This window comes from Paraburkholderia sp. GAS42 (assembly GCF_050436565.1).
Lineage (GTDB): Bacteria > Pseudomonadota > Gammaproteobacteria > Burkholderiales > Burkholderiaceae > Paraburkholderia.
The window spans coordinates 125,802-151,053 of sequence record NZ_JBNDML010000017.1 but is presented as its reverse complement, the minus strand read 5'-3'; the positions used below and the strand labels follow the sequence as shown (position 1 = coordinate 151,053).

The following is a 25,252-nucleotide window of genomic DNA, read 5'->3' as shown; positions in this document are numbered from 1 at the left end:
GTCTAAGTCTCAAGGAAATTTGCCATGAATGATGTTGCTGTTGCAATCATGGACGCTGCAGAAAGGCGGATGCGGATTGGCGGGTTCAACGGATTCAGTTTTCGGGAAATTGCCGCCGACGTCGGCATCAAGAGTTCGAGTGTTCACTATCATTTCCGCACCAAAGAGAAACTGGGGGCCGCCGTCATTCGGCGATATACAGATCACGTCGCGAAAGTCATAGATCAGCAGCTCGAGACCAATCCTGACCCCGTCCAGGTATGGATAGAAGTATTCAAAGGGACGCTGATCTCAGAAGACCGAATGTGCCCAGCGACCGTACTCGGGGCTGCTTCGCTTGGTCTGCCAGGGGAGGTCGCTACAGAAGTGAAGAGATATTTCAGGATGGCCATCGATAAGCTCGTCGGGGAACGGCTATCGGAGAAGAGGGCGACGCAGTTTTTGTCTACGATCGTTGGTGCCTTGGTCGTGGCGAATTCGCTTGGCGACCCCACCGTATATGACCGCGCAACGGAAGATTTGCTCGGCCGGCGTGAAGCGCGTGTACCCGTTTATGACTAGTCTGCATGACAGGTTCCGCGCGAACCGTGTCTCCCCAAACTCGATGCGTTTGCTTTTTTGCTTTCTGCGTCATGGCGGATGTTATTCGCGAGGATTGGAGGCGACAGGACCCGGAAGTATACGGGAACCGGGTCGTCCCAACCAGCGTGGGCGCAGCTTGCGTTGGTTCACGACACGTTGCGATCTTTAGTGTCGACTAGCGCGACCACCGGTCGTAATGAAAGTGCAAAACGTGCAGACCGAACGGTACGGAAGTCAATCAGACACTGTTGCAACTTGGCTTGCCGCTCTGGCACGGACGTCGATACGGTTGCCTCTTGCAAAATTAGTCGATGATACTGAGATCGAGCCATTGCATTGGAGACTTCCATGACATTAGATTCTGGTCGGTCCTCTCTGTCGCTTTGGTCTCTTGCTCCCGCATTGCACGGTCAAGATCACCTTTACATGCTTCAAAATGAGCGCGCTTCAAAAACCATAGCGGATCGTCTGTGTGCGGCTGTTCGAGATCACGGACAACAGTCACCCACAAGCGGCGATCCGCGCATCGGATGAATACTTCCCACGCAGCGAAAGCAGCTTCAGGCGTCGTCGCATGCACGAATTGGTTCCACCAGTGTTCAGCCTGAGCGCGTCGGTTTCGCCAGAGTTGTGCCTCGCGGCGAATCGAAATCCAACCAGCATCGTGATCGCCCTCAAACCAGACCAAGTCATCGATCAAGACCTCGTCGGTCATGCCGCGAAGCATGACAGCACGCTTGCGCCGCCAATCATCGTTGGAGTTTTCATCTTCCATGATGCGTGAGATCAGCCAGTCGCGGCCGCTGTTGGCAATCGCGGTGATTACAAGTTCGAGATAGTCGCTGTTTGTTGGGTTGCGCCTCACCCCGTAGAGCTCTCTTCTCAGCTCTTCAACCGGTTCACTATCCTTTACGCGGAAGGGCATGTGCATCAGATCATTGATGCTGGCGATTCCCCTGAATTGAACACGCAACAGGCGAGTCAAGGCGTGCCATAGCTGAACGCCTCGAGACGGGTTAATTTCCATCAGTGATTCACAGATAGCCAAAAATAAGCCTCCTGCCGAGTTCACCCGGTTTGAGAAAGCATCGGAGTTCTCTGAAAGACCGTCCAACCATTTATCAACCTCCGCCCGAGCACTTTGTACGAGCGCTCGCGCTTCAGTCTTCCGGAATCCAAGTGTCTTCAAAACCGCGCCTGCTGCACGCGCCTGTTCAATCTGATCAACAGCATTCTGTCGAATGGCTCTTCGCCGTATTTCCTGCGCATCGAAGTTCAGAAACGCCCGAATGTCATCGTCTTGATCTGCCGCTGCTTGCAAACTGATCGAAATTAACCCGTTACGGGTCGTATCTATCAGAATATCTGCGTCCGGATGGTTGAGACCGAGATCCTGAGCCATGACGGCTGCATCGACGGCTTGAGCCCCCAATTTGACATCGGATTGGCTCCCCCCTCGATTGACGGCTTCCGTAAGCAACGACCACGGTGCCACCGTGGCTCTCATTGTTTCAAGAGATTCCGAGGCTGACGCAGCTAACACCGCTATGCTGCCGTGATCTTGTTCTAGCGGTGACTGACCGGCGATGAATTTCCATCCTGAACCCTTCAGATATCTCCCGAATTCGAGTGGGTTTGACTTCGACAGCGCGACGAATGCCAGTACCCTTAGATTCTGCTCGTCGGTTCCGCTCGCAAAGGCCGTGACAGATTGCAAGTCGTCCGGAGAAAGTGGTGTATGGTACGTGGCCAGGTAGTTGAACAGGACATGCATAGCCCGGCGATTATTGGGCGACCAACGCTGGATGTACTCGCCGATCTCAGCCGACTTCATGGGTTTGATAATCCACAGGAGTTCTCGTGTGATGATCGCATTATCTGCTTCAACAAGAGCATCAAGTTGGCCTGGCGCATCGAGTGTCGGCAATTCGACATACAGCAACTGCGTCTGCAGGTAGTTCTCATGCTCGTTGGGAAGCTCCGGCTTATTCAGGCGTAACCCGCGCGCAGCAGTCGCTGCCTTTTCATCAGCAAGCATGACATGCTTCGGCGCTCGCAGGCCAACCCAGTGCCGAGCGTCGATTGGTCTGTCAGCGAGCGAATGCAACCTGCGACGTGTCACGTCTGCCAGCTTTTGAGGGGCAAATCTAGCCAGGCCTCCCGCGATTTCCTGGAAGAAGTGATCTTCTGGACGCCAGGCCATCGCCGTGTCTAGCCGCCTTACATCGAAATCTTCCGCGAATTTGCAAAGCTCTTCAAGGAAGTGCGCAGGGGGCTTTACGGCAGGCGCTGGCCAGTATCGACGGGAGCGTTGGAGACGGGTGACAAGCGAAATGCCTGAATCGGCGAGTGTTTCTGTCACGTGGCGGTATTCGAGAGTGATTAGACTCCGCGACGGACACGCAAGGTAGTCCTGCTCGTAGTCAATAGCCGGGTCTAGCGATGTACGGACTCCACAGGCGCGCGACTCCTCTGCTTCGGATCCACAGAGCCATAGCAGGAGCGCGGACACACGTTTTGGAAATTCTGGGTTCACCTCCGGTTCCGGAGTTATGTGAATGACTGCTTCTGCCATTGCGACAAGAAGATTGATGGTCTCGTTCCGGTCAACCTGATTGAGCATGACAATCCATCTGAATCCCGTCCATGCCGTGGAGTTGAAGGATCCCACGCCAGCGGCAACGCTCGCAGCTGCTAACACTTTTGCGGTCGACAATAAAGGCTTGCCTTGCAGCAAAGATGGAACAGCGTCCGCCAGATCATCGGACGATTGGCTATGAAGGCGAAAAGGTACCCCAAGGATGGTGTAAACACCTGGCTGATCAGTTCCAAGGACGGTCATCAAGCGATCGGACATGTATCGCGAGCTGCCGTCAGTGCGAGCTCTCTCCGCGTCCGAGGGGCAGGTGGCATGTGCGACCCATAGCACGAGACGGCCGATGATGACTTTCCAGGCCTCAGTGTCCGTCGATATCGTCCTCAAAGCCGCTATTGCCCATTTTCTCGCGGAGGCTTGCGGACCACGTCCTGACGCTTCGGCGACATGCAGGAGGGCATGGGTCAACGGCGGAGCGAGAAGCTTTACCTCCTCTCTGTGTTCGTCTTTAGCGTTTTGGCTTTGCAGCAGCGCTTTTAAAAGAGCCGACGCGGTGTAACTTGCGTTTGCACGTCCCTTGGCGACAAGTATCGATATCGCTGCAGAAAGGATGTCCGGAGCGAGCGATGTAGCGGCGATTGGGTCAAGCCAACGGGTCAATATGCCGTCTGTGGATGGACTTCCGAGCATGCGCTGAAATGGTCCTCGCGGCAAAGTCACGGTACAGTCCATATCGACCATGTCCGGACACAACTTGGCTGAGATTCCATCGGTAATGCTCACCGCGTTCGGATAGTATTTCCAATTTTTTGAGTTGCTTTGCAGAACGCAGATATTCGCGATCAAGTATTTCGGGTATTAGAGCAACCTGAAGACGGGACACGACAATCTGCATAGGCACCTACAGATTGTCTTTTATCGAAGACAAGAAGGCAAATAACCTGAGAGAACGGGAGTGACATGCTGCTCGAAGAGATTGGAATATCAAATTTTAAAGGCCTGCATCGGGCGCGATTCCAGCCATCGCACTTCGCCTGCCTGGTCGGGGAAAACAACGCGGGGAAATCCTCCGTGTTGCAGGCGATAGCGTTCGGCCTCAATCGTCCGCCGCAGCTTTCGCCAAGCCTGTTTTATGACGATACGCAACCAGTCGAGTTCGAACTTCGATTTAGCGAAATCAATGCTCACGACCTTGACCGTCTTGCAGACGAGCATCGTGCAAAAATTGACGCAATCGTACAAAACGGGAACCTCTCGCTCGTGGTCAGGTACAGGCCTGGCGAAAAGGTTGAGGTTATTGTCCCCACTCGTGTCCCGCGAGAGGAGCGGCTTCGATCCGCGTTCATAGCCGAGCGATTTGCAGGGGCGAGAGCGCCACAAATCCAGGAGATCTTCCACGATACCTACGCGGACGTAATATTCGATGCGGACGTCGCGCGAAACATTACTGGTGCCAAGACCCTGCTTGCCGCGCATGTGGCTCGTTTGCCCGAAGACCAGTTCGAGGCTGGAGAATCTCCTCTACCGTCGGGAATCGTGAGCTCCATTACACCGATGCTTCCGGAGTCCATCTACATTCCGGCGGTCAAGAACTTTAATGACGATATGAAGACGTCGCAGTCGACTTCATTTGGTCGATTGTTGGGGCTGCTCCTCGAAGATATGGAGCCAGACCTAGCCGTAATCAGCGCCGCACTGACGCAACTGGACACTATCTTTAACCGGGCAGTGGAGGGCGACAACGGGGTCGACGCTCGCCATCGCTGTGTGCAAGAACTCGAGACGCTGGTTCAGCGGCTACTGAACCAGAATTTCCCTAGAGCCCGGGTGGAACTGCGGATTCCTCCTCCCGAGCTACGTGCCATCCTCAGCTCCGCACAAATTTACGTCGACGACGGCACTCGCGATCTCATCGACAACAAGGGCGACGGTATAAAGCGGTCGCTGACGTTTGCACTGTTGCAGGCCTACGTTCGCCAACTCGCCCTGCGCCGCGAACGTGAGGCCGGCGGAGTCGCGAATCATCGACCACTGATGTTCCTGTTCGAAGAGCCGGAGCTGTACCTGCATCCAAAGTCGCAGAAGACTTTGTTTAACACGCTCGCAACCGTCTCCGTGGAGCATCAGGTCGTAGTGACGACACATTCACCGTTGTTTTTTGCCCCCGGAGTAACCGCGTCGTTCGTGCGTGTAGCAAAGCGCGAAACTGAAGCTAAGCCGGTTGGAGAGCTTTTCCCCGTGAACTTCGAGCTAGACCTGGAAAGAGCGCAGACTTTTCAACTCGCAAAGTTCGAAAATGCTGACGCCGCATTCTTCAGTCGCAGAGTGGTACTTCTCGAAGGAGAGTCGGATGATGCCTACTGCCGGCACATTGCGAAGCTGCTTTCTGAAGAATGGGACTTCGAGGAGCGCAATATCGCGATAGTGAGGGTTTCCGGGAAGGGGAATTTCGAGAAGTTCAGAAGCTTCTTCTCAGCGTTTGGCATCGATGTGAAAATAATCGCAGATTTGGACGCATTGTTCGAGGGGTATCAGCATCTCGGCGGTGATGCGAATGCACGTGATGCCCGAACAACAGCGATAGCGGCAATTGACGCCAGGATTGCTGATCTGAACATCAAGGCGGAGCCAAATCGTCGACAGATAAAGAACAAGGTTCACCAGGATTCCTGGCGAGCCAGGTACGATGAAGCGAAAGCGGCATTGAGACAGGTTCAAGCGGACGGGCAGATAACCGACGGTATCCTGGAGAGGCTAGAGGGGCTGTTCACGTGGGAGGACGCTATCGCGCGTGTGCGCGCGTGTCGCGAAGATAGAGTCGCTCGCAGCGCCCTGGCACCGGTGTTGACCGCGCTGCGCCAAACAGGCATCTGTGTACTCTCGAAAGGAGCCATCGAAGACTACTATCCGGAAGCTGTTCCAGCGTCTGGTCAGAAACCCGAGCGGGCGCTGGCGGCAGCGAGACTCGTTCAGAATGCAGAACAGGCGCGCGCCCTCAGTGATCCGTTCGCGGACGATGGGAGGACAGAACTCGAAGAGGTGTTTAGTGAAATCTTCCGCGACATCTGAGCTATAGTGGCCTCGATATGACTTTGGCCTTTGCCATGAATTGTGGAGACCGCAGTCACCACGCATCAATCGTGAATGGCTAGATTTTGCGCATCCCAAAAATAGTCTTCTGCATTTACGCGCTCTCTCATGGATTGGGTACAACACCAGACAATCGAAGGGAAAAATGAGCAAGCTTTTCAAACTGAGAGAATGGGTGACTCTGGACGAAGCTGCGGGTCACCTGAGTTCGGTCGTCTCTGAAGATGTGACGGCTGCGGACATATTGCGACTGGCACTCGATGGTCATCTCGTTCTGTCGGCTAACTTTGTGAACCACGCGACAGCGAGGCGCGGAAAGGTCGTAAGTCTTGAGGACGTCGAGTGGGGTGAATTTCCGGGTGGCATAACCGAAATGCTGCCCGGAATTCCAGGACATGCCGTTGGGAAGCCCGTCCGATACATGAAAAGCTTAAATCTCGATGACAGGAGGTATCTCACCCTGGAGCCCAGCGTGCAGAGCATCGAAGGAGTTTGGGATCTGCTCCTCGTCGGGAACGAACGCCTAGACGTAGAGCACAGGTATCAGCTTCTCACGGGCGGTCCGGAGATTACGCTCTCAGGCCTTGATGGAGCTTTTGTGCAACGGAACGCTGCCGAGGTCTGGCAACTGACGGAAAGCTTTGACGATAACGAATTTCAACGCGGGTCGACCGCTGCGAAGAAGAAGCTCGAGCTCCGGATCGCTATCGACCAGATAAGCAAGGACGATGCTGAAAGATTATTGGCGCAGCATAAGGAAGACAGGAAAGAGTTCCTCTCGAAGCGAAAGTCCTGGCTCGACCCCGATAACTACTATCCGGCCGGAGCATTGCCCGCCGACGCCGTCCTGGTGGTTCGAACCGCTGCGCTGCGCGAGTTTGAGCAGTCTTTGCAAGGGGAACCAGCTGCGAACCTTGGACGCAGGGAGGAGAGCACCTATCTGAATATCATCGGCGGACTCTTGCATCTCTTGCTAGGAGAGTCGCCGGGCAGCGGGAAGAAATATTCCGCTTTTGCGAGCCAGGATGCGGTGATTGAGGGGTTGCTCGCTCACTTCCCAGCAACGCCCGGCATCTCGAAACGGACGTTGGAAAGCAAATTTGCGGCGGCAAACCGGAGCGTCGACGCTGGCTGATACCGCAATTGCGGCACCAAGTCACGCAGTTGCGGTGCTCTAGAACGCTCCTGCTGAAAAAATCTGGTCTGTGCTACGGAACGTACCGTGGCTGTTCAGGAGCAGCAGACATGACCAGATTTATATATCAGACCCGTACGTCCCGATTTCACCGGCTAGAAGAGAGCCGGTCCGGAGGAGAATATCGACGAAGCCGGCACCGACTCTTGGAAGAGATCGCTGCAGCAAAAGTCGCTGACAAGTCGGTCGAACGCGTCACCGACGACGAAAACTGCACTCGAGATGTCCATAGTTTTTCCTGCACGACCGCCAGTTCTGATCGCAAGGCGATCCTTGAATCCATTCGTGCTAGGAATAGCAGCGTGGATTCGCGCTCACAATGTCTAAGACTATTGGAAGCGATAGGGCGCCTGGGCAGTGTCACAACCTTTGAGGCGAGCCGGTATCTTGATATCTACCATCCGCCAGCGAGAAAGCGGGATCTGGTTCGACAAGGCTTCGCGATTCGAACTGGCTGGCGGATAGAACGTACTGAAAGTGGCCGTGCGCATCGGGTAGGCGAATACCTGGTGCGGAATGCGCCCGATGGCGAGATCGCCGCGCCAGTGCAACAGGAATTCTGGTCACGTGCGCAGGACGAGTGGCTGGAGATCTGATTAAAACTCACCATCGGCTCAATCCAGACAGGCGCAGCCGGTAACATTCAGCGCATTTGCCTCAAGATGGAGCGTCTTTTGTCGTGCCGGTGGTTGGCAGTCGGCCCAGAAACCATCACTGGCCGTTCGCCGACTTGCCCAACCGAAGAAGGTCGCGCGAATCGCGCACGACTGCAATAAGCCCCGGCGGCCCACTTTCGATGATGAAGGCGCCCGCCATTCAAGACTAAAATGGCGAATGGCGGGCATCTCCATCGATTGAGAGAGGGTCGGTTTTTATCATCTCTATTCTCGCGAACCATCGGGCGAGTCTTTCGCGTCGCCCCAGTTCATACGATGACGATTGACGGTTTCTTTATGCCGTTCGTCGTCCTCGGTGTGCAGATAAAGACTCGTGGTATTCAACGACACGTGTCCCAAATTGTCGCGAATAGTTCGCAAGTCCACGCCGCCATCGGCCTGATGTGATCCGGCTGTGTGACGTAACCAGTGCGCAGACGCGCGTTCAAGTTCATCAGCGCGATCAGCGAACTCGGACCCTTTGGCGCGCAGCCACGTCGCGGCGCCGGCAAAAATCCCTTTAATGGCATCGTGAACAGCGGACCGTGACATGCAGCGGGCGCGGCCTTTAAATGGAATGAGCAGCGGTGTTTCTTCAGACCGGGTGGGGAGAGCGGAGAGGCCATTAGCAGTCCGATAGTGTCGTAGCTCCTGGATAAGCTCACCTGACACTGGGACGATCCGCTCCTTGTCGCCCTTACCCAATGTCTCAAGCCACCACTGATCCCGCCCATCGGCACCGAGCCGTCTGAAAAAGCTGCCCATCTGGCCGCCGGCCACTTCAGAGATTCGCATGCCCTGGAGGTAAAACAGGGTCGTCAGCCAGCGGCAACGCGCATGGTAAGCCCGCTGCGTTTCGGTTTCCACCGGAAGCTGCTCGACGAAGAGCTTCACCTCGTCCCAGAGTGAAATGGACAGATATCGCGTGACTCGCGGTGCGGAGCGTTTTGCCCGTTGCCGCAATAACGCCATCGGATTGCCACGCAGATAGCCTGCGTTGACGAGCCAAGTGAACATCGCGTTCAGGATGATCAGAGCCTGGCGTTGGCTGGCCGGCGACAACGGACCGTTGAATGGGCGCCAGCGTTCGTCGCCGCGCGGATATTTGCCACCGGTCGTCGACACCCACCGACTCTCCGGCTGTGGGTCGACGAGGAACACCTTGAACATCAGCAGATCCTCGTGCGTCAACGACGACAACGGCTTACCAAGCTGAACAACAGCCCATAGCAACAGGCGCTCGGCTTCCTTGCGGTAATTGTCGAACGTCGTCTTGGTGTCCGCGTAGTTCGAAAGCCAAGCACGCACGGCGTCCAGGTCATTCGTCGCCGACAGTTGCGAGCCGCCGACCGCGCCACGGTTCGTGCCATCACGGCCGTCAAGGATTTCCGGAACCACGAGCGATTCCACAGGCTGCACGGTGATGAGTTGAGCGTCAGACACTGCTTTAGAGCTCCCTAAAAACCAGAATTTATCGCGAAAAGACCGAATACATCATACACGACATTATAGTACTAATGTCGTGTATGGAGTACTGAATGTAGCAAATTAGTCGTCATACGTTGTATTATCAACACATTCGTCCGTCGCCTCGCACAAGGATCCTCATGGCTCTCGAAACCGACATTGCAGCCCTCCGTGAACGCGTCTCGGACACGCAGGAGCTTTATCGCGAGGTCTGCGCACTGATGTTCTTCCGGTACAGCGAAACGCCGACTGCGAACAAGCTCTATCAGCTTGTTCGCAAAGGCAGCATGAGCGCACCGGCAAAGGCTCTGCGGGACTTTTGGGGCGACGTGCGAAACAAGACACGGGTCGACGTCGGTCAGCCAGATTTGCCTGCCGAGGTCGCGACGGCCGCCGGTGAACTCGCGGCGACGCTCTGGAAGCTCTCCAATGATGCGGCCAATGCTGAATTGGAGGTTTTCAGGCAGGACGCACAGAGCGAGACTGCCACAGCGCACGAACAGGCCCAGCGCAGCGTCGCGGAGCGCGATGCTGCGGTTCTCGCCGCTGAGCACGCGGCGCGTGGCGCGGCGGAACTCGGGCGCGACAACGCGAGGCTGCAGGCCCGCCTGGTCGAACTGGAAACCGCAAGGGCAATGCTGGAAGATCAACTGACGCAGTTCAGACAGGAAGCGGCAAGCGCCGCTGCGGCACTGTCGGATGCCCGACGGGATTTTGCCGAGGAACTGGGTAAGCTCCGTCATACGCACAGTCAGAGCGAGCAACGCCTGCTTGCGGCTGAAAAGCGGGCGCTCCTGGAAATTGACAACGAGCGCACAGCCGCACGCCAGACTCGCCAGGAATTGCAGGCGAGCATCGAGCGGTCAGCCGAAGTTCTGGCCGCGCACCAGGCCGAACGAGACCAACTACGCGACTCTCTTTCAACTGCGAAGGCGCAGTTGGCGGCGTCCATGACGCGGTGTGCGAGCGTCGAGGGAGAGTTAGCGTCAAAGAGAACTGCACTCGACGAGCAAATAGCGGCGAGTGAGCTCCTGCGCGAACGGCTGGAAGCGCTGTCCCATCAAATGGAAGGCGGCCGCCCCCCTATATCTCACCACCCTCACCATCCCCGCCGTCCGATATCGGCCAGCAAGCGAGGCGTGCGCCGCGAACTGAAATTCACAGATATAGCGGCTCGCAGGTCAACCTCGTCAGGTCGCTGAGATACTCGGTGTAGCGCACTACACGTGCGATCGACAGGTCGTCAAAAACGCAAGTGTTGGTTAATCCGGAAATCGTCAATGATCCGCGTAGAGCTGCAGATACGAGCAAGGCGCCTGATTGAAGGTCGAGGCAAGGTTGAGGACTTCGACCGCCTTTTTCTCGACCAGCGTGAATCGTGGCATGGATCAAGCCGTCCGGCAGACCCACATGGAACGACTGCAAGAACCCACTGGAAATCGGTTTCGATAACAAACTTCGCTTACTTGGCTAGCGCCTCGCGCAGCATCCGGTGTAGTCGTTTCAGCTGGCTTGTGTTCAATCGATACGAACGCCTGCCAGCCCTCCCCCGTACCGACATGCGGCGTCTAGCTGAGTGCGACGTCCGCGTCCAAGGCCGCATCCAGTGCCTCGTGGTCGTAGCCAAACGTGACGCCGCCAAAGACAAGATACTTTCCGCCCTCAGAGAGTATTAGCCGGGCCGGCGCGCAAATCTCCAGCACATAGGCGTCATCGCTGGTCCTTCGCAACTGGCGCGACTGGTTACCAACCGTCTCATCTTTCGAGTCGATAAGGAATATCTGGTGCGAGCAGCTGTCTCCACGAAGATACTAGGTTCAGAGCTCGTTTTTGAACGCGACGGTCCGGTTTGCACAGGCTCACTACCTAATGATGCGCCCTTGCGATCAATGCCAAGTCGGCGCCAGCCGTTTCTGCATCCATGCCAGCAGGTGGGGCAAGAACCTTATCGCCGTTGCTGTCACGATCGTGGCCGCTTGCACAAGTAACTGAACCGCAACGCCAGCGCCGAGCGCCAGCACCATCTGCCCTAGTTGCGCCATGAATAGCGCAGCAATCGCACTCGCCACAACGCTACCGCGCCCGCCGGTAAAGGGTGTGCCCCCAACCACCACGGCAGCGATTGCTGGAAGCAGATAATCTTCACCGGCCGTATGAGAGGCGTTGCCAATAAAGCCGGCCAGCAGAATCCCGCCGACCGCAAAACATACTCCCGAAGCAACGTAGGCCCCGATCTGATAAAAAGTGACCCGGAGCCCCGCCGCTTCCGCGCTTCGTGGATTCACTCCGACTGCAACGAAACACCGCCCCGTCGACGTCTTGCGCATCACCAACCACGCGACCAGCACAAATCCAACGGCGAGCAAAAGGCTGCAAGGCAGGCCGCCGATCAACGCATGCGAGAAAGTTTGCACGGACGGAGCAACCGCAATAGGCGCATTGCCCGTCAGCGAGCGAACCGCGCCGATCACTACCGCATTGACGGCGAGCGTGGCAATGAGGGGCGTGATGTTGATGCGCGTGACAAGCAGACCGTTGACCACACCAACCACAGCCCCGAGCAAGACCGCGAGGCCGGCACCCAACAGAACAGAACCTGTCGACGCGCTGAGGATAGCCATCGCAACGCCGCCGAGCGATACAACGCCCGCCGACGACATGTCGAGACCGCGTTGCTGGATCACCATCGTCTGTCCGGTCGAAACGATGGCGAGAATACCTGCGAACGGCAACATCGCCAACAGGGAACTGCGCGCAAGGGTTCCAGGTGCTATCACTGCGCTTATGACGAACAGCACAGCCGTCGCGTGCCAGATCCATGCATACTCGCCTGTCGCTACAGCACGAACGCGTCGCAGATCCGTTGCGCCCCGAAATACAGATTCTGCCGCAGGGCTAGCCTGGGTCGTCGAGTTCTGGTTCATTTCGCCACCACCACTTGCCGGCTTTTCGAATAGAGGGCCACCGACGCGAGAATCATTGCGCCGAGCAGATATGATTGCCACGCATCACTGAGATCGAGGAATGTAGTCACGGTGTTGACCTGCGTAAGCAGCACGGCGCCGAGCATCGCGCCAATAAAGGAACCTCTGCCGCCCAGCAGGCTCGCCCCGCCGATCACCACGGCGGCCACGCTCGCCAGCGTGTAATTGACACCCGAGCGCGGATCACCCGTGCCCACCTGCGCAAGCAAAGGCACGGCTGCCACCGCTGCAAGCAGCGAGCACCCCACATATCCCGTCAGCAAAGTCAGTCGGGGCTTGACGCCTGCGACACGCGCCGCTTCGAGTTTTGATCCGACGCCGCGCAGCGACAGTCCTATCCGGCACCTGAACAACACGTACTCGAGACCGAACGCGGCGACGATAGCAAGCACGGCCGCGACGGGGATCATGCCAATGTGCGCGCTTATTCCGTCCATGACCGATTCAGCGATAAGTCCATCGGCGACCGGGCGCAGAACGAGTGAAATCGCTTGCAATCCCATGAAAGTGGCCAGCGTGGCAACCATCGGGTGAAGCCGTAATGGATCGACGAGCAGCCAGTTCAGAACTCCGACACCTGCAGCCACTGCAAACATCAGTATCCAGCCGGCCAACTGATGCTCCGGCGTCGCGCCATCGACAAGAAAAAACGATTGAATCACAACGGAAAGGCCCATCAGCGGGCCGACCGAAAGGTCGATCCCACCAACTAGCATGAGCGCCTGCTGTCCGTATGACGCAATGGCTAACGTCGTCGCGAGCGCCAGCATCCCGGTGAGGTTTCTCGCGGAAAGGTAGGCCTCGTTCGCGTGTGACGCGAACAGTCCAAGCGCAAGCGCAGCAAGGACAAGCATCAGGAGCGGCGCCTGATCTCCTGCCGCCCAGCTCCAAAAACCAGCTGTTCTATTCGAGTCGCGCTTGCGTTCAGAGGTCGACGTCAGCACTGCCGAGATGATGCTGTTCTCTGTGACGTCTTCCCCTTGCAGTTCTTTGACTGCACGCCCGCGAGAAAAGATCGTCACGCGATCACAGAGGCCGGCAACCTCCATCGCGTCCGACGACACCATGACCACTGCAATGCCTTTGGCCGCGCTATCACGCAGCAGCGTGTAGATGGCCATGCGCGCACCGACGTCCACGCCTTGGGTCGGTTCGTCGACAAGGATGACACGGGGCTCGCTGGCGAGCACACTGGCCAGTACGACCTTCTGCTGGTTACCGCCCGACAGCGAGCGGATTGGAGTTTCCACACTAGGCGTCTTGACCGCAAATGTGTTGACTGCCTGCCGCGCGCGCTGCGTTTCGCTACCTTTATTTACAAGGCCGTGCAGCGCGTCCATCGACAGACTGCGTAACGAGAAATTTTCGCGCACCGACAACTCGCCGAAGATTCCTTCGCGGTGACGGTCGCCAGGTACATACCGAATGCCGTCTGCCGCAGCATTGCTGCTGTTGCGAAGCGTGACAGCTTCGCCCGCTACCGTGATGTGACCAGTTGAGCGCGACAGACCCGCCAAAGCGCGCATGAACTCGCGCTGACCGTTGCCGTCGATACCCGCCAGACCCACGATTTCGCCGCGCCGCACCTGCAGCGAAACATTTCCGAAGCCGGGTCCGCTCAATGAGCGGATATCCAGAATGACGTCTTCGTGCGCCGCGCAAGCCTTCGCTGGAAATTCGCGATCAAGCGCACCGCCCACGATCAATTCGACGATCTGCTGTTCTGTCAGCGTCGCAACGTCATGCGTGCCTTGGGCCCGTCCGTCGCGCAACACGGTGATGCGGTTCGCCACGCGCTGAACTTCGCGGATCCGGTGTGAGATGTACACCACGCCGCATCCCGAGTCCGTTATTCGCTGGATGCACTTGAACAACCTCTCGACGTCGCCGGCGAGCAGGTGCTCGGTCGGCTCGTCGAGTACCAGAACCTTTGGTTTCGCCGCGAGCGCCTTGACGATTTCCACGATGAAACGGTGTTCGGAACCCAGACTCGATACTCGCGCCCCGGCGTCGATGCCCACGTCGCCGCTCCACTCAGCCAGCAACCGCTGCGCCCACGTTTTGGCTGCCGAAAGCGGTGGGCGCACGACGGCGGGCACGCCCAGATAAAGATTTTCAGCGACGCTGAGATCTGGCATTAACGCGGGTTCCTGCCGCACGATGGCAAGTCCCAACGCGCGTGCTTGCTCCGGCTCACCAAGCGTATCAACACCGTCGATCACGATCCGCCCGATTTCAGGCACAAGCGCGCCGGATGCGACAGCCATCAAGGTTGACTTGCCAGCGCCATTTTCACCGACCAGGCCATGCACCTCACCGGCGTTGACCGAGAAAGAGACCTCGTCCAACGCCTTCACACCTGGAAAGACTTTGCTTATGCCCTCAACCTGCAGCAGCACTTTCTGACGATTCATTTGCTTCTCCCGTCGATCAATCGGAAACGCCAAGACTTTCGTAGTTCTCCCGCGCGTGATGGCAAGCGTCACGTCACGAGGATCAGAACAGCTTCTTTAGCGCGTCCATCGTTAGCGACGAGGACAAATCCGCGTCAGGGGGCGCAGATGCGTCACATTTGGGATCGAGCCGCTTCGCGCTGTCCGCGAAAACGTACGGAGCCGCTGCAACCGGTTCACTGTTCGGGGTTCCTTCGTACGACGACATTGCCCGGCGCAGCGCCACGCGTACGAGCGTATTCGTACCGTCAAGCGCGAGGTATTGCCAGCCTGCGCCGGACTTCCGGTCGGCCAGATACTTGCAGCTTATTTCGTTATTGGTCGCGAACGAAACCATTGCAGGAACAGGCAGGTGCGCCTGTTCAAAACTCTTGACGGCAGCAAGTGTGGTCACGCCGTAGTCGGAGGCGATGGCGTCGATCTTCGGATACTTAGCGATCAGACCAGCTACAGCTTTTTGCGCGTCTGTCGGGTTCCAGTTTGTCGCGATAAAGTTCGTTTCCAGCAGCTTGATTCCCGGATACTTCTTAAGTCCTGCCTGCAACGCATTCATGAACCCTTGCGACGAAGACGCGCCTGCCGGCCCACCCAACATCAGCACAGTGCCGCTCTTGACGTTCGCACCAAGCCAATCTGCCCACATCGTTCCGACACTGGCGGGATCGTAGTAAACATTGGACGAGTAGTCCCTGCCAGACGCACCGCCAATTCTGGAGAAGTACGGCACAACGGCCACGCCAGCGCGCCGCGCGGACCGAAACGCAGGCAACATCGCATCGCCATAGTCGTTGAACGAGACGAGCACGTTCACGCCTTGCGAGACAAGGCTATTGATATCACCGTTGGATTTCTGCTGGTCGCCGTTGGCATTCGCGTAGACCACCTTTTTGATGTTCGGACACCGCGCTGCCTCGTCGCGGAACTCGGCCTGCGTGGTCTTGCGCCATGTGTCGCCGCCGTACCCATCCGTCAAGGCGACGATCACCGGCTTACTGCCGCAGAGCGCCTTGATGTCCGCAGGTTGCGTTGCGGGCGTCGTATTTCCCTCGCCGTAAGCGGACTGGCCACATGCAGTGGCGAGAAGCATCAGCACGGCTATAGCTGGCGCATTGAAAAAACGCCCTGCGCGCCGCTTCGATTGAGTGAACGTGCTCATTTGGACTCCTCAAAGATTGATATACATGGTGAACGTGCCATCCGGTCATCCGGACGCTTCAAGAAATGTTCAGTTGCAAAGCGGCTGGCGCAGTTGTCATCAAACGACGACAGTGTGCGATTACGATATCACCGTAATACGGTAATAGAAACTAAGGTTAATCCCTGGCGATCAACAGACAGTGAGACTGCCGAACGAGGGAAAACGTGGGCACGCGCGGAGGTGGAAACGAAGAATAAATAACAGCCACACGACCGATGGGTCGCTGGGCAAGCTTCGACGCCGGAGGCAGTGCGCGCAAGGCTCAGCGCTAGACAGGCGGGGAAAGGCTTCGACGTCCCAGGGTGTGACGACTCACGTCGTCACTTTTGAGGGACGTCCTGTGAGCTCTCAGGCCACTACTTCGCGCCGCGTCGGGCGCTTCGGCGTCTCCGCCGGCGGTGTGATCGCCGTGTTGGCAGCGTCGATTTCGGCAAGGCGCCGCGAATATTCTTCGACGGCCAGTTTGCTTGCGCCCTGAATGTGTTCCTCGCAGGCCCGACGCGCACGCTCAGGATCGCGGCGCACTGCGGCAGCGTCAATGATGCGTCGCAGTTCTTTCATTGACAGGGCAACTCGCTTGCCGTCGACAAACGCGTAGCGACGGAACAACGCAATTCGCGCATGAATCACGCTCATCGACTCGGCCAGCACATCGTTGCCGCCACCTTTTAGCAGCAGCGAATAGAACTCTTCCTTGATTTCTTCGCGCTGCTCGACCGTGCCGTTGACGTACTCCTCTTCCATGCGGTCGCGCAAGGCGACCATCGCCGCGACGTCATCTTCCGGTGCGTTGGACGCGAACAGTTCGCCTGCAAGTCCTTCGAGCGTCGCTCGCACTTGATAGATGGATTCGATGTCTCTTTTTGTCAGAACAGTCACCACCGGTCCGTTCGGCAAAACGGTGACCAGATGTTCGGATTCGAGTTGCCTGAGCGCTTCCCGGACGACGGTTCGGGAGACGTCGTACGTGGTACAGAGCGCTCCTTCGACCAGCCGCTCACCCGGCGCAATCTGCCCGTCCAGAATGTCTTCACGCAGAAGTTTTACCACCTGCTGCCGAAGCGGAGCCGCATGCCGCTCCACCACGCGTACCGCTTTGTTCATAGCTCACCCCTGCGTTCCGATTGTCGTATCGATTGGATACCGCGAGTTTATCACCGTAAATGACGTTGCAGTACATACGGCCTTCCGATATTATCGTAATACGGTTCTAGCGCCCGAGCTGGACAATTCAGGGAATGGCTCCCTCGTTCACATCAGGAGATGACGGTGACTCAAGCGAATCCGGAAGTACTCGACGCGCCGCAGTTGGACCACGGCGTACCGTTCAACCTTTATATTGACGGCGCCTGGCGTGGTACGGAGGCTACCTTCGAGGTGCTCAATCCCGCCAACGGCTTGTCCATCGCCTCCGTCGCCGACGCCAGCAACGCCGATGCGCAAGCTGCGCTCGACGCCGCCGTCGCTGCGCAGACCGCATGGCGAGGTGTACCGCCGCGTGCGCGGGCCACCCTTTTCCATAAAGCCCACGCGTTGCTTCTCCAGCGTGCGGACATTATTATCCGTACGATGACGCTCGAAAGTGGCAAGCCGCTGACCGAGTCGCGTGGCGAATTCAATCTGTCGGCTGAATTTTTTCTTTGGTACGCCGAGCAGATTGCGCATTTGCACGGTACGTTCGCGGATGGCTCCCACGGTGGCTATCGCGTTGTGGCGTCGCATCAGCCGGTCGGTCCGTGCCTGCTGATAACGCCCTGGAACTTCCCGCTGCTGATGATCGCGCGCAAGGCCGGCGCGGCTCTCGCCGCCGGCTGCACCGTCATCACCAAATCCGCGCAGGAAACGCCACTTACGTCTGCGCTTTTCGTTCAGGCGCTGCACGACGCAGGCTTTCCGCGTGGGGTCATCAATCTGATTCACACAACGTCGGCATCAAGCATCTCAGCATCGCTGATGGAGGACCGCCGGTTGCGCAAAGTGAGCTTCACCGGCTCGACGGGTGTGGGCAGCAAGCTTTTACAACAGGCAGCACCTAATGTCATCAATGCATCGATGGAGCTGGGCGGCGACGGGCCTTTTGTGGTGCTGGAGGATGCCGATATCGACTTCGCTGTTGAGCAGGCAATCATCTGCAAATTTCGCAACGCGGGACAGGCGTGTGTGGCGGCCAATCGCATCATCGTGCACCGCGCAGTCGAAGAAGAGTTCACGCGCAAATTCGTGGAACGCGCCAAGACCTTACGCGTTGGCAACGGTCTTGAAAGCGTCGACGTCGGGCCAATAATTTCTGCGCGGCAGCGCCAGCGTGTCCAGCATCTCGTGGGTACACTGAAGGACGCTGGCGGCGAGGTGCTCGCCGGAGGCAAGCCGATCGAAGGCGATGGATTTTTCTTTGAGCCGACCGTACTCCGTTTCGCTGAAGCAGGCGACGCGTTGTGCGGCGAGGAGCTTTTTGCGCCGGTTGCGGCCATTTTCCCGGTCGATTCAGTCGTGGAGGCGATTGCGTTTGCAAACGACACGCGTTTCGGCCTGGCCGCGTATCTGTTCACGAAGGATCTCTCACGAGCCATTGCGCTCAGCGAGCGTCTCGACTTCGGAATGGTCGGTGTGAATCGCGGCATCATGGCCGACCCGGCCGCACCGTTCGGCGGCGTAAAAGCATCGGGTCTGGGCCGCGAGGGCGGACATGACGGCATCTACGAGTTTCTGGAACCCAAATATCTGGCGATCACCGTGAAAGATCCCGTGGAGACAGCAGCATGAGCGAGAACACACTTGGACTTGGCCTGCTTCGGCAGCCGAAAACGGTCCTTTTCGGACCGGGCCAACGCCGCCAATTGCCCTATCTGGCCAAAGGCATCGCGTCGCACGTTCTGGTGGTCACAGACGCCCGGATGTCAGCAAGCCCGGAATTCGCACAAATGAAGGGACAACTGCTGGAGCACGGCCTCAAGGTTTCTGTCTTTTCGGAAACCGAACCCGATCTGCCGCGCGAGAACGTGCTCACCGTCGTTGAGCGCTTTGACGCGCACACACCTACGCTGGAGCGAATTGATGCTGTCATCGGAATTGGTGGCGGCAGTTGCCTCGATCTGGCCAAGGTGGCAGCCGTTGCACTGGTAAACAAACGCGACGTGCGTGAGTTCTATGGCGAATTCCGCGTTTCCTGCGCGGGTCTGCCTGTCATTACTGTTCCAACAACGGGCGGCACCGGCGCCGAGGTGACCTGTATTTCGGTTGTATTCGATCGGGACAAGGGCATGAAGCTCGGTATTGCCAGCCCGCACCTCGAGCCGTACGCCGCAATCATCGACCCGGAACTGACGCTTAGTTGTCCTCCGGGGCTCACCGCCGCCACTGGGGCGGACGCTTTGTCGCATCTCATCGAGGCATTCACTGCACGCGCCAAGAATCCGAGTGCGCAGGATATTGATCAGAAGCTGTATGTCGGAAAGAACCGGCTGACGGACCTGTTCGCCAGACAAGGCCTCGCTCTGCTGAACACAGCGTTGGAAAAAGTCGTCAAAGAGCCGTCCAATATCGATGCACGCGCCGATGTTATGATGGCCGCCTATTGCGCGGGTATGGCCATTAACACGACGGGTACAGCGGGCGCACATGCCATTCAGTCGCCGATGGGCGCATTCTGTCATGCGCCGCATGGCTTTGGCGTTGGTGCGCTGCTGCCGTACATCATGCGCTACAACCTCCCCGCGCGCGTCGAGGCGTTTGCAGAAATTGGCCGTATCTTCGGCGTGGCCGACGCATCGCTTCCGGAAATCGAACAGGCGCATCGGGCAATCGAGCGTATTGAAACGCTTTTGGCCATCGTCGGTGCTCCGCTCAATCTGCGCGACATCGGTATCGCCCCCGAGCACTTCGGCCAGGTCGCCGATCAGGCCATGCTGGCGACGCGCCTGATCGCGAATAACCCGCGCGAATTGAATCGCGAGGCGATTGTCGGCATCCTGCAAAAGGGATACGACGATGACCGTAGCTGGTGGACCTTACCATGATGTCAGACACCTCAAGTCAGTCATTGTGGGAGGCGCTGGCACAGCCGGCTAGCCGGCCCGTTGTCGCGATTGCGGGCGCTGGTTCAATCGGCGTCGCCTTCGCGCTGGTGTTCGCGTCGGGCGGCTTCAGTGTGCGTCTGTGGGACGCTTTCCCGGAGGCGCTGCCCCGAGCGCGCGCCGATCTCGAGGCACGGCTCGCCCTGCTCGACTCGCACGGCATTCTACGCGATACCCCAGAAGCGATTCTGGGACGCGTATCGCTGCACGCCGACTTGTCCGACGCGGTGAGCGAAGCTGTGCTCGTCCAGGAATGCGTGCCGGAGCAACTCGGCCTTAAACGCGATCTGTTCGAGCGTCTGGGTCGGCTCGCTCCGGCCGACGCGATTCTTGCGAGCGCCACATCTGCGTTACAACCCAGCCTGATAGCAGAAGGTCTCGAAGCCAGTTCGCGAATCGTCGTCGCTCATCCCGGCAATCCGCCTTATTTGCTGCCGGTAATCGAGATCGTGCCTTCGATGCACACGTCGCCTGAGTTCACATCGCGTGCGATGGATCTGTACGCAAGCGTCGGAATGCGTCCCGTGCTCGTGCAGCGTGAAGTGGAAGGCTTCATCTTCAATCGCCTGCAAGGCGCACTGCTACGTGAAGCCTATTGTCTCGTGCGAGATGGCGTTGCGTCCGTCGCGGATGTCGACGAGGTGGTGCGCAGTGGTCTCGGCCGCCGCTGGAGCGTGATCGGTCCGTTCGAGACTGTGGACCTTAACACGCGCGGCGGCATTGAGTCTCACGCCTCCAAGATGGGACCGGCTTACGAGAGAATGGGCGCCGAGCGCGGCCAGTCGGATCCGTGGACAGCCGATCTCGTCGCGGAAGTGACGCGACAGCGGCGCGCATTGCTTCCCCTTCAGGATTGGGAGCAGCGCGTGCAGTGGCGCGACGAGCAACTGATGCGCGCGTCAGTGTCTGGTTCGTCCGACTGATCTGCGTTTGTGTTCAGCAATCCCGGTCCGGTATAGCCGGTCGGGATTTCTTGCTGCATTATGCCGAAAAACGTCGTCGCATAAGAAGAGCGCTTCCTGGTGGAAGCGCTCAAAGTGACGCACGTTCTCGCTTTCTAGATTGCCCACCCGCCATCAATCGCGATTTCCGCACCCGTAATGAACGCGGCTTCGTCGCTTGCAAGGAAACTCACCAGCGCGGCAACCTCGGACGCTTCGCCATGCCGTTTGAGCGGCGCCGCTTCCGCGCCTACGCGATTGGTTTCGTCAGAGTTCTCGCGCAGCATATCGGTCGCTATAAAGCCCGGATGCACGGAGTTCACACGGATGCGATCACCTGCCAGTTCGGACGCCGCCACTTTCGTCATGCCGCGTACGGCCCATTTGGTGCTGCCGTACGCAATTGCATTCGCAAAACCGCGCAGCCCAGCGATCGACGAAATGTTGATGATTGCACCGCCGCCGCTCTTTTTCAGCAGCGGCACGGCGTGCTTCATGCCGAGCAACGTGCCAAGCTGATTCACCTGAAAAAACTTCTCCATCATATCGACGGTAGTGTCGGCAATCGACGCCGGACGATAAACGCCCGCATTGTTCACGAGCGCATCGCATCGCCCAAATTTTCGCTCCGTCGCATTGAACAGCCCGCGCCATGACTCTTCGTTCGTCACGTCGTGGCGTACGTAAATCGCGCGCTCGCCGTAGCGTGCCGCAAGCGCAGCGCCTTCCTCGTCGAGAACGTCGTTGATCACGACATTCGCGCCCTCCTCCAGAAACCTCTGCGCCTCCGCCGCGCCTTGTCCGCGTGCGGAACCCGTCACCACTACCGTCTTGCCCTCGAATCGTTTCATGTGCTTCGTCTCCAGTCGATTGTCAAGATGCAGGAAACCACGAGCTCCTTAGCGACGTCGGCCCGTGGGTGTGAAATAGCGCTTTAGGAACCGGACTGGCGAAGGGTCCGCCAGCCCTAAGACTTCGCAGGGCGTCAGGACAACGCCGGGGCTTGTTGAAGAAAACCCTCATAGCCGTTTGCCGCCACTTCTTCGCAGCGTCGAAAATAAACGTCTGCGCCGCCCATGTAGACGTTGAACTCCTGGGGCTTGCCCGGAATATTCGCGCCAAGGAACCACGCATGCGCGCCCGCGCCTTTCGCCATAATCGTTGCCGATCCGGCTCGGTGCACTTCAGCGGCCCACGCGTCTTCGGCTTCTTTCGTCGCCTCCATGGCAGGTATGCCGTTTTGCTCCGCGTATTCAATAGCGCGGCTCACCCAGATGACCGCCTCCTGAATCGCCACCGGCAGGTTCGCGTACGGCGTCTGCGGCCCGAGGATCATGAAGAAATTCGGGAAGCCGTTGACCGACAAACCCATATTCGTGCGCAAGCCGTTCGCCCATTTGTCGCGCAGCACGACACCGTCACGGCCGACCAGGTCGATGCGGGTCAAGGTGCCCGTCATGGCGTCGAAGCCAGTGGCAAAAATAATGACGTCCAGTTCGACCGTCCGGTCGCCCACCCGAATGCCTTGCGGCGTGATCTCGTCGATACCGTTGGCGCGGATGTCGACGATTTGCACGTTCTCGCGATTGAACGCTTCGTAGTAACCGTGACCGCCTGGCGGACGCTTGCCGTTGAACGGATAGTCTTTCGGCGACAGCAGCTCAGCCTTGACGGGGTCTTTCACGGTCTCCCTGATCTTGCGACGGATGAAGTCGGAAGCATACGCATTGGACTCTTCGTTGGTCGCCAGATCATTGAACGTTTCGAGCATGAAGTGAAATCCGCCCTCTTTCCAGCCTTCTTCGAAAATACGTTCCCGTTCTTGCGGAGACACCTCGCGTGCCCCATGCACCGGCTTTTTGAACGGAACGGCGAATCCGTGTTCGGTTGCGCGGCGATGCAATGCATCGTAGTTTTCGCGGATCTGGCCCATCCATGCATCGTCTACCTTGTAGTTGCTGCTCGCCACGACATAGTTCGGGGTCCGCTGAAACACGAACAGATCCGCAACCTGAGGCGCGATCACGGGAACGATCTGCACACCAGAGGCACCTACGCCAATCAGACCGACACGCTTGCCAGTCAGGTCGACGCCAGTCTGCGGCCACGTAGAGGTTTGATAAATCGCGCCCTTGAAGGATTCGATACCGGAAATCTTCGGCGTGGACGGCGCGGACAGCACACCCATGCTGCTGACGAGATAACGCGCTGTTAGCACAGTTCCCGTTGAGGTGGTGACCTTCCAGATATTGCGTGCCTCGTCGTATTCAGCGCGCGTCACTTTTGTGTTGAAAGTGATGTCCTTGTAGAGATCGAGTCGTTCAGCGACGAACTCCAGGTATTTCAAGACTTCCGGTTGTCCCGGATAGCGCTCTGTCCATTTCCACTCTTCGCGGATGTCCTTGGAGAACGAAAATGAATAGTAGTAAAACTCGCTATCTGTTCTTGCGCCAGGATAGCGGTTCCAGAACCACGTTCCACCCACTCCCGAGCCCGCTTCGAAAACGCGGGTGGTGAGTCCGAGCTTGCGCAGATGATGCAGCATGCCCAGTCCAGAAAAGCCCGCACCGACGACGATTGCGTCAAAGTCCGTCTGGCTCGTGGCATCGTTCTTATTTAATTTCGTTGTACTTATTTCCATGATGATTCGTCTCCAAGTCTGCAGTGATTGGTTGCTGCGCTCCGCTTTTCGCCGAGCAAACGTTCCGTTACAGAAGAAGTTATTGACGGCCTTTCCGGTGCCAACTTGCAATGCGCTCGATTTCCTCGTCGACCGCGAGATCCCGCCCGGCTAGAAACGGATACACGTGCTGCATGCCTTCGCCAACCGTGAACGTTACATCGACGCCCGCAGCGCGGGCGATGTCATTCAGGCGGACGCTATCGTCGAACAGCGATTCGGAGGACCCGGCATTGACATATAGACGCGGAAAACGCGTGAAATCGGCGTAGAGAGGATTCACACGCGGGTCGTTCGGGGCAACCCGACCGCTCAGATAGCGGTCGATATTGGCCTGCAAGCCGGCTCGCGTGATGAGGAAGTCGGTCGCGTCGTTGCTGTCGATCGTCGCGCCCGAATTTTCCATGTTCAGCCACGGCGACATGACAACCACCTGATCCGGCAGCGGACGGTCTTCCCTCAGACGCTGCAACACGAGGCTAATCGCGAGATTACCGCCCGCGCTGTCGCCGACGGGCGTGATATTCGACGCCTTAAAGCCTTCCCGTACAAGCGCTTCAAATACGGCCGCGCCGTCGTCCAATTGAGCGGGGAACGGATGTTCGGGTGCAAGGCGGAAGTCGACAATGAAAGCCTTGACCCCCAACGCTTTCGCCAGATGCCCGACCAGCTTGCGATGGCTTGCCGACGAACCGAGCGCAAACCCGCCACCGTGGAAGAACAGAAGAACGTGTGCGGGATCGGCGTCGATGGGTGTGACCCACATGCCGGGCGCGCCGCCCAGGTTCCGCATGTTGTACGTCACGCCTTCCGGCTCGACTGTCGCGCGCTGCCAGTCGTCGAAAACGATGCGCAGCAGATCGAGCGACATGTCCGGATGCTGGGCTATCGCTGTTGCCCAGGTAGCGTAGATCTCGCCAAGATAATCGGTGGGACGCAAGTCTGACATTTTCTCCTCCAACGCTGATGAGAAGCCCATCAGCTCACGTTGAGCATACCATGCGATTACAATAACACCGTATTACGGTAATTTGAACTAACTCCAGGGTAACTCCTGACTCCAACGCCTACATTCCTCGTATGCGCCGCGAATTTTTATGATTTAGGTGGGCATGACAGCAAAATAGTCCTCGCCGAATTACGACGTCTTCCAGATTTTTTTCTTTATAGATTTCTGCGCGGAGGTGAAAGCGACGGCGCGGTTTTGGCTTGACCGGATGCTGGCCGAGCTGCTTGCGTAGGCAGCGATAACGCAATGCCCGCTGCCGGTCGCCCGCCAAAGCCACGCGAGTTGGCAAGCGAAAGCCGGGTAAACTCGACGCGAGGTACGTCCTGCT

General features: G+C 57.9%; 17 protein-coding genes. 8 read left to right on the top strand and 9 right to left on the bottom strand.

Features of this window, described 5'->3' with window-relative positions:
• Positions 1-24: 24 nt before the first annotated feature.
• The gene (locus tag P3T16_RS24055) at positions 25-561 is read left to right on the top strand and encodes a TetR/AcrR family transcriptional regulator (RefSeq protein WP_429344173.1); all 537 of its coding nucleotides are present in this window, start codon (positions 25-27) and stop codon (positions 559-561) included.
• Positions 562-886: 325 nt separating this feature from the next.
• Here the strand turns inward: P3T16_RS24055 and P3T16_RS24050 are convergent, their stop codons facing one another.
• Positions 887-4,024 (bottom strand): hypothetical protein, encoded by a 3,138-nt coding sequence (locus P3T16_RS24050; protein ID WP_429344172.1) that lies wholly within the window; start codon positions 4,022-4,024, stop codon positions 887-889.
• A 114-nt stretch (positions 4,025-4,138) separates the two neighbouring features.
• On the opposite strand from P3T16_RS24050, the gene P3T16_RS24045 reads away from it, so the two are divergent.
• The 3 genes from P3T16_RS24045 to P3T16_RS24035 all read left to right on the top strand — a co-directional run bounded on the left by P3T16_RS24045 (position 4,139) and on the right by P3T16_RS24035 (position 8,059).
• Positions 4,139-6,247 (top strand): AAA family ATPase, encoded by a 2,109-nt coding sequence (locus P3T16_RS24045; protein WP_429344171.1) that lies wholly within the window; start codon positions 4,139-4,141, stop codon positions 6,245-6,247.
• 166 nt (positions 6,248-6,413) lie between these two features.
• Complete coding sequence (locus P3T16_RS24040) at positions 6,414-7,403, top strand: hypothetical protein (RefSeq protein ID WP_429344170.1); 990 nt, start codon at positions 6,414-6,416, stop codon at positions 7,401-7,403.
• A 206-nt stretch (positions 7,404-7,609) separates the two neighbouring features.
• A complete protein-coding gene (locus tag P3T16_RS24035; RefSeq protein ID WP_429344169.1) occupies positions 7,610-8,059 on the top strand; it encodes a helix-turn-helix domain-containing protein in 450 nt (149 codons plus the stop codon).
• 285 nt (positions 8,060-8,344) lie between these two features.
• On the opposite strand, the gene P3T16_RS24030 is transcribed toward P3T16_RS24035, so the two are convergent.
• A complete protein-coding gene (locus P3T16_RS24030) occupies positions 8,345-9,562 on the bottom strand; it encodes a tyrosine-type recombinase/integrase (protein ID WP_429344168.1) in 1,218 nt (405 codons plus the stop codon).
• A 164-nt stretch (positions 9,563-9,726) separates the two neighbouring features.
• On the opposite strand from P3T16_RS24030, the gene P3T16_RS24025 reads away from it, so the two are divergent.
• Positions 9,727-10,788 (top strand): DNA-binding protein, encoded by a 1,062-nt coding sequence (locus P3T16_RS24025; protein WP_429344167.1) that lies wholly within the window; start codon positions 9,727-9,729, stop codon positions 10,786-10,788.
• A gap of 684 nt (positions 10,789-11,472) precedes the next feature.
• On the opposite strand, the gene P3T16_RS24020 is transcribed toward P3T16_RS24025, so the two are convergent.
• The 4 genes from P3T16_RS24020 to P3T16_RS24005 all read right to left on the bottom strand — a co-directional run bounded on the left by P3T16_RS24020 (position 11,473) and on the right by P3T16_RS24005 (position 17,325).
• A complete protein-coding gene (locus P3T16_RS24020; protein ID WP_429344166.1) occupies positions 11,473-12,321 on the bottom strand; it encodes an ABC transporter permease in 849 nt (282 codons plus the stop codon).
• A 185-nt stretch (positions 12,322-12,506) separates the two neighbouring features.
• The gene (locus P3T16_RS24015) at positions 12,507-14,984 is read right to left on the bottom strand and encodes an ATP-binding cassette domain-containing protein (RefSeq protein ID WP_429344165.1); all 2,478 of its coding nucleotides are present in this window, start codon (positions 14,982-14,984) and stop codon (positions 12,507-12,509) included.
• An 82-nt stretch (positions 14,985-15,066) separates the two neighbouring features.
• Positions 15,067-16,179, bottom strand: coding sequence for a substrate-binding domain-containing protein (locus tag P3T16_RS24010; RefSeq protein WP_429344164.1), 1,113 nt, complete (start codon positions 16,177-16,179; stop codon positions 15,067-15,069).
• A gap of 390 nt (positions 16,180-16,569) precedes the next feature.
• Positions 16,570-17,325 carry a GntR family transcriptional regulator gene (locus tag P3T16_RS24005; RefSeq protein ID WP_429344163.1) on the bottom strand — a complete coding sequence of 252 codons (756 nt, stop codon included), beginning with the start codon at positions 17,323-17,325 and terminating at the stop codon, positions 16,570-16,572.
• 165 nt (positions 17,326-17,490) lie between these two features.
• Between P3T16_RS24005 and P3T16_RS24000 the strand changes: the two genes are divergently transcribed.
• Genes P3T16_RS24000 through P3T16_RS23990 form a run of 3 tightly spaced genes read left to right on the top strand, consistent with a single transcriptional unit; the run spans position 17,491 to position 21,217 of the window.
• On the top strand, positions 17,491-18,984 hold the full coding sequence (locus tag P3T16_RS24000) for an NAD-dependent succinate-semialdehyde dehydrogenase (RefSeq protein ID WP_429344162.1): 1,494 nt from the start codon (positions 17,491-17,493) through the stop codon (positions 18,982-18,984).
• On the top strand, positions 18,981-20,237 hold the full coding sequence (locus tag P3T16_RS23995; RefSeq protein WP_429344161.1) for an iron-containing alcohol dehydrogenase: 1,257 nt from the start codon (positions 18,981-18,983) through the stop codon (positions 20,235-20,237). The genes P3T16_RS24000 and P3T16_RS23995 overlap by 4 nt, the downstream gene beginning before the upstream one ends.
• Entirely contained in the window at positions 20,234-21,217 is a 984-nt protein-coding gene (locus P3T16_RS23990; protein ID WP_429344160.1) for a 3-hydroxyacyl-CoA dehydrogenase, read from the top strand. The genes P3T16_RS23995 and P3T16_RS23990 overlap by 4 nt, the downstream gene beginning before the upstream one ends.
• A 134-nt stretch (positions 21,218-21,351) precedes the next feature.
• On the opposite strand, the gene P3T16_RS23985 is transcribed toward P3T16_RS23990, so the two are convergent.
• The 3 genes from P3T16_RS23985 to P3T16_RS23975 all read right to left on the bottom strand — a co-directional run bounded on the left by P3T16_RS23985 (position 21,352) and on the right by P3T16_RS23975 (position 24,864).
• Entirely contained in the window at positions 21,352-22,086 is a 735-nt protein-coding gene (locus P3T16_RS23985; protein WP_429344159.1) for an SDR family NAD(P)-dependent oxidoreductase, read from the bottom strand.
• 134 nt (positions 22,087-22,220) lie between these two features.
• Entirely contained in the window at positions 22,221-23,876 is a 1,656-nt protein-coding gene (locus P3T16_RS23980) for a flavin-containing monooxygenase (protein ID WP_429344158.1), read from the bottom strand.
• Positions 23,877-23,955: 79 nt separating this feature from the next.
• Positions 23,956-24,864 carry an alpha/beta hydrolase gene (locus P3T16_RS23975; protein WP_429344157.1) on the bottom strand — a complete coding sequence of 303 codons (909 nt, stop codon included), beginning with the start codon at positions 24,862-24,864 and terminating at the stop codon, positions 23,956-23,958.
• Positions 24,865-25,252 lie beyond the last annotated feature (388 nt).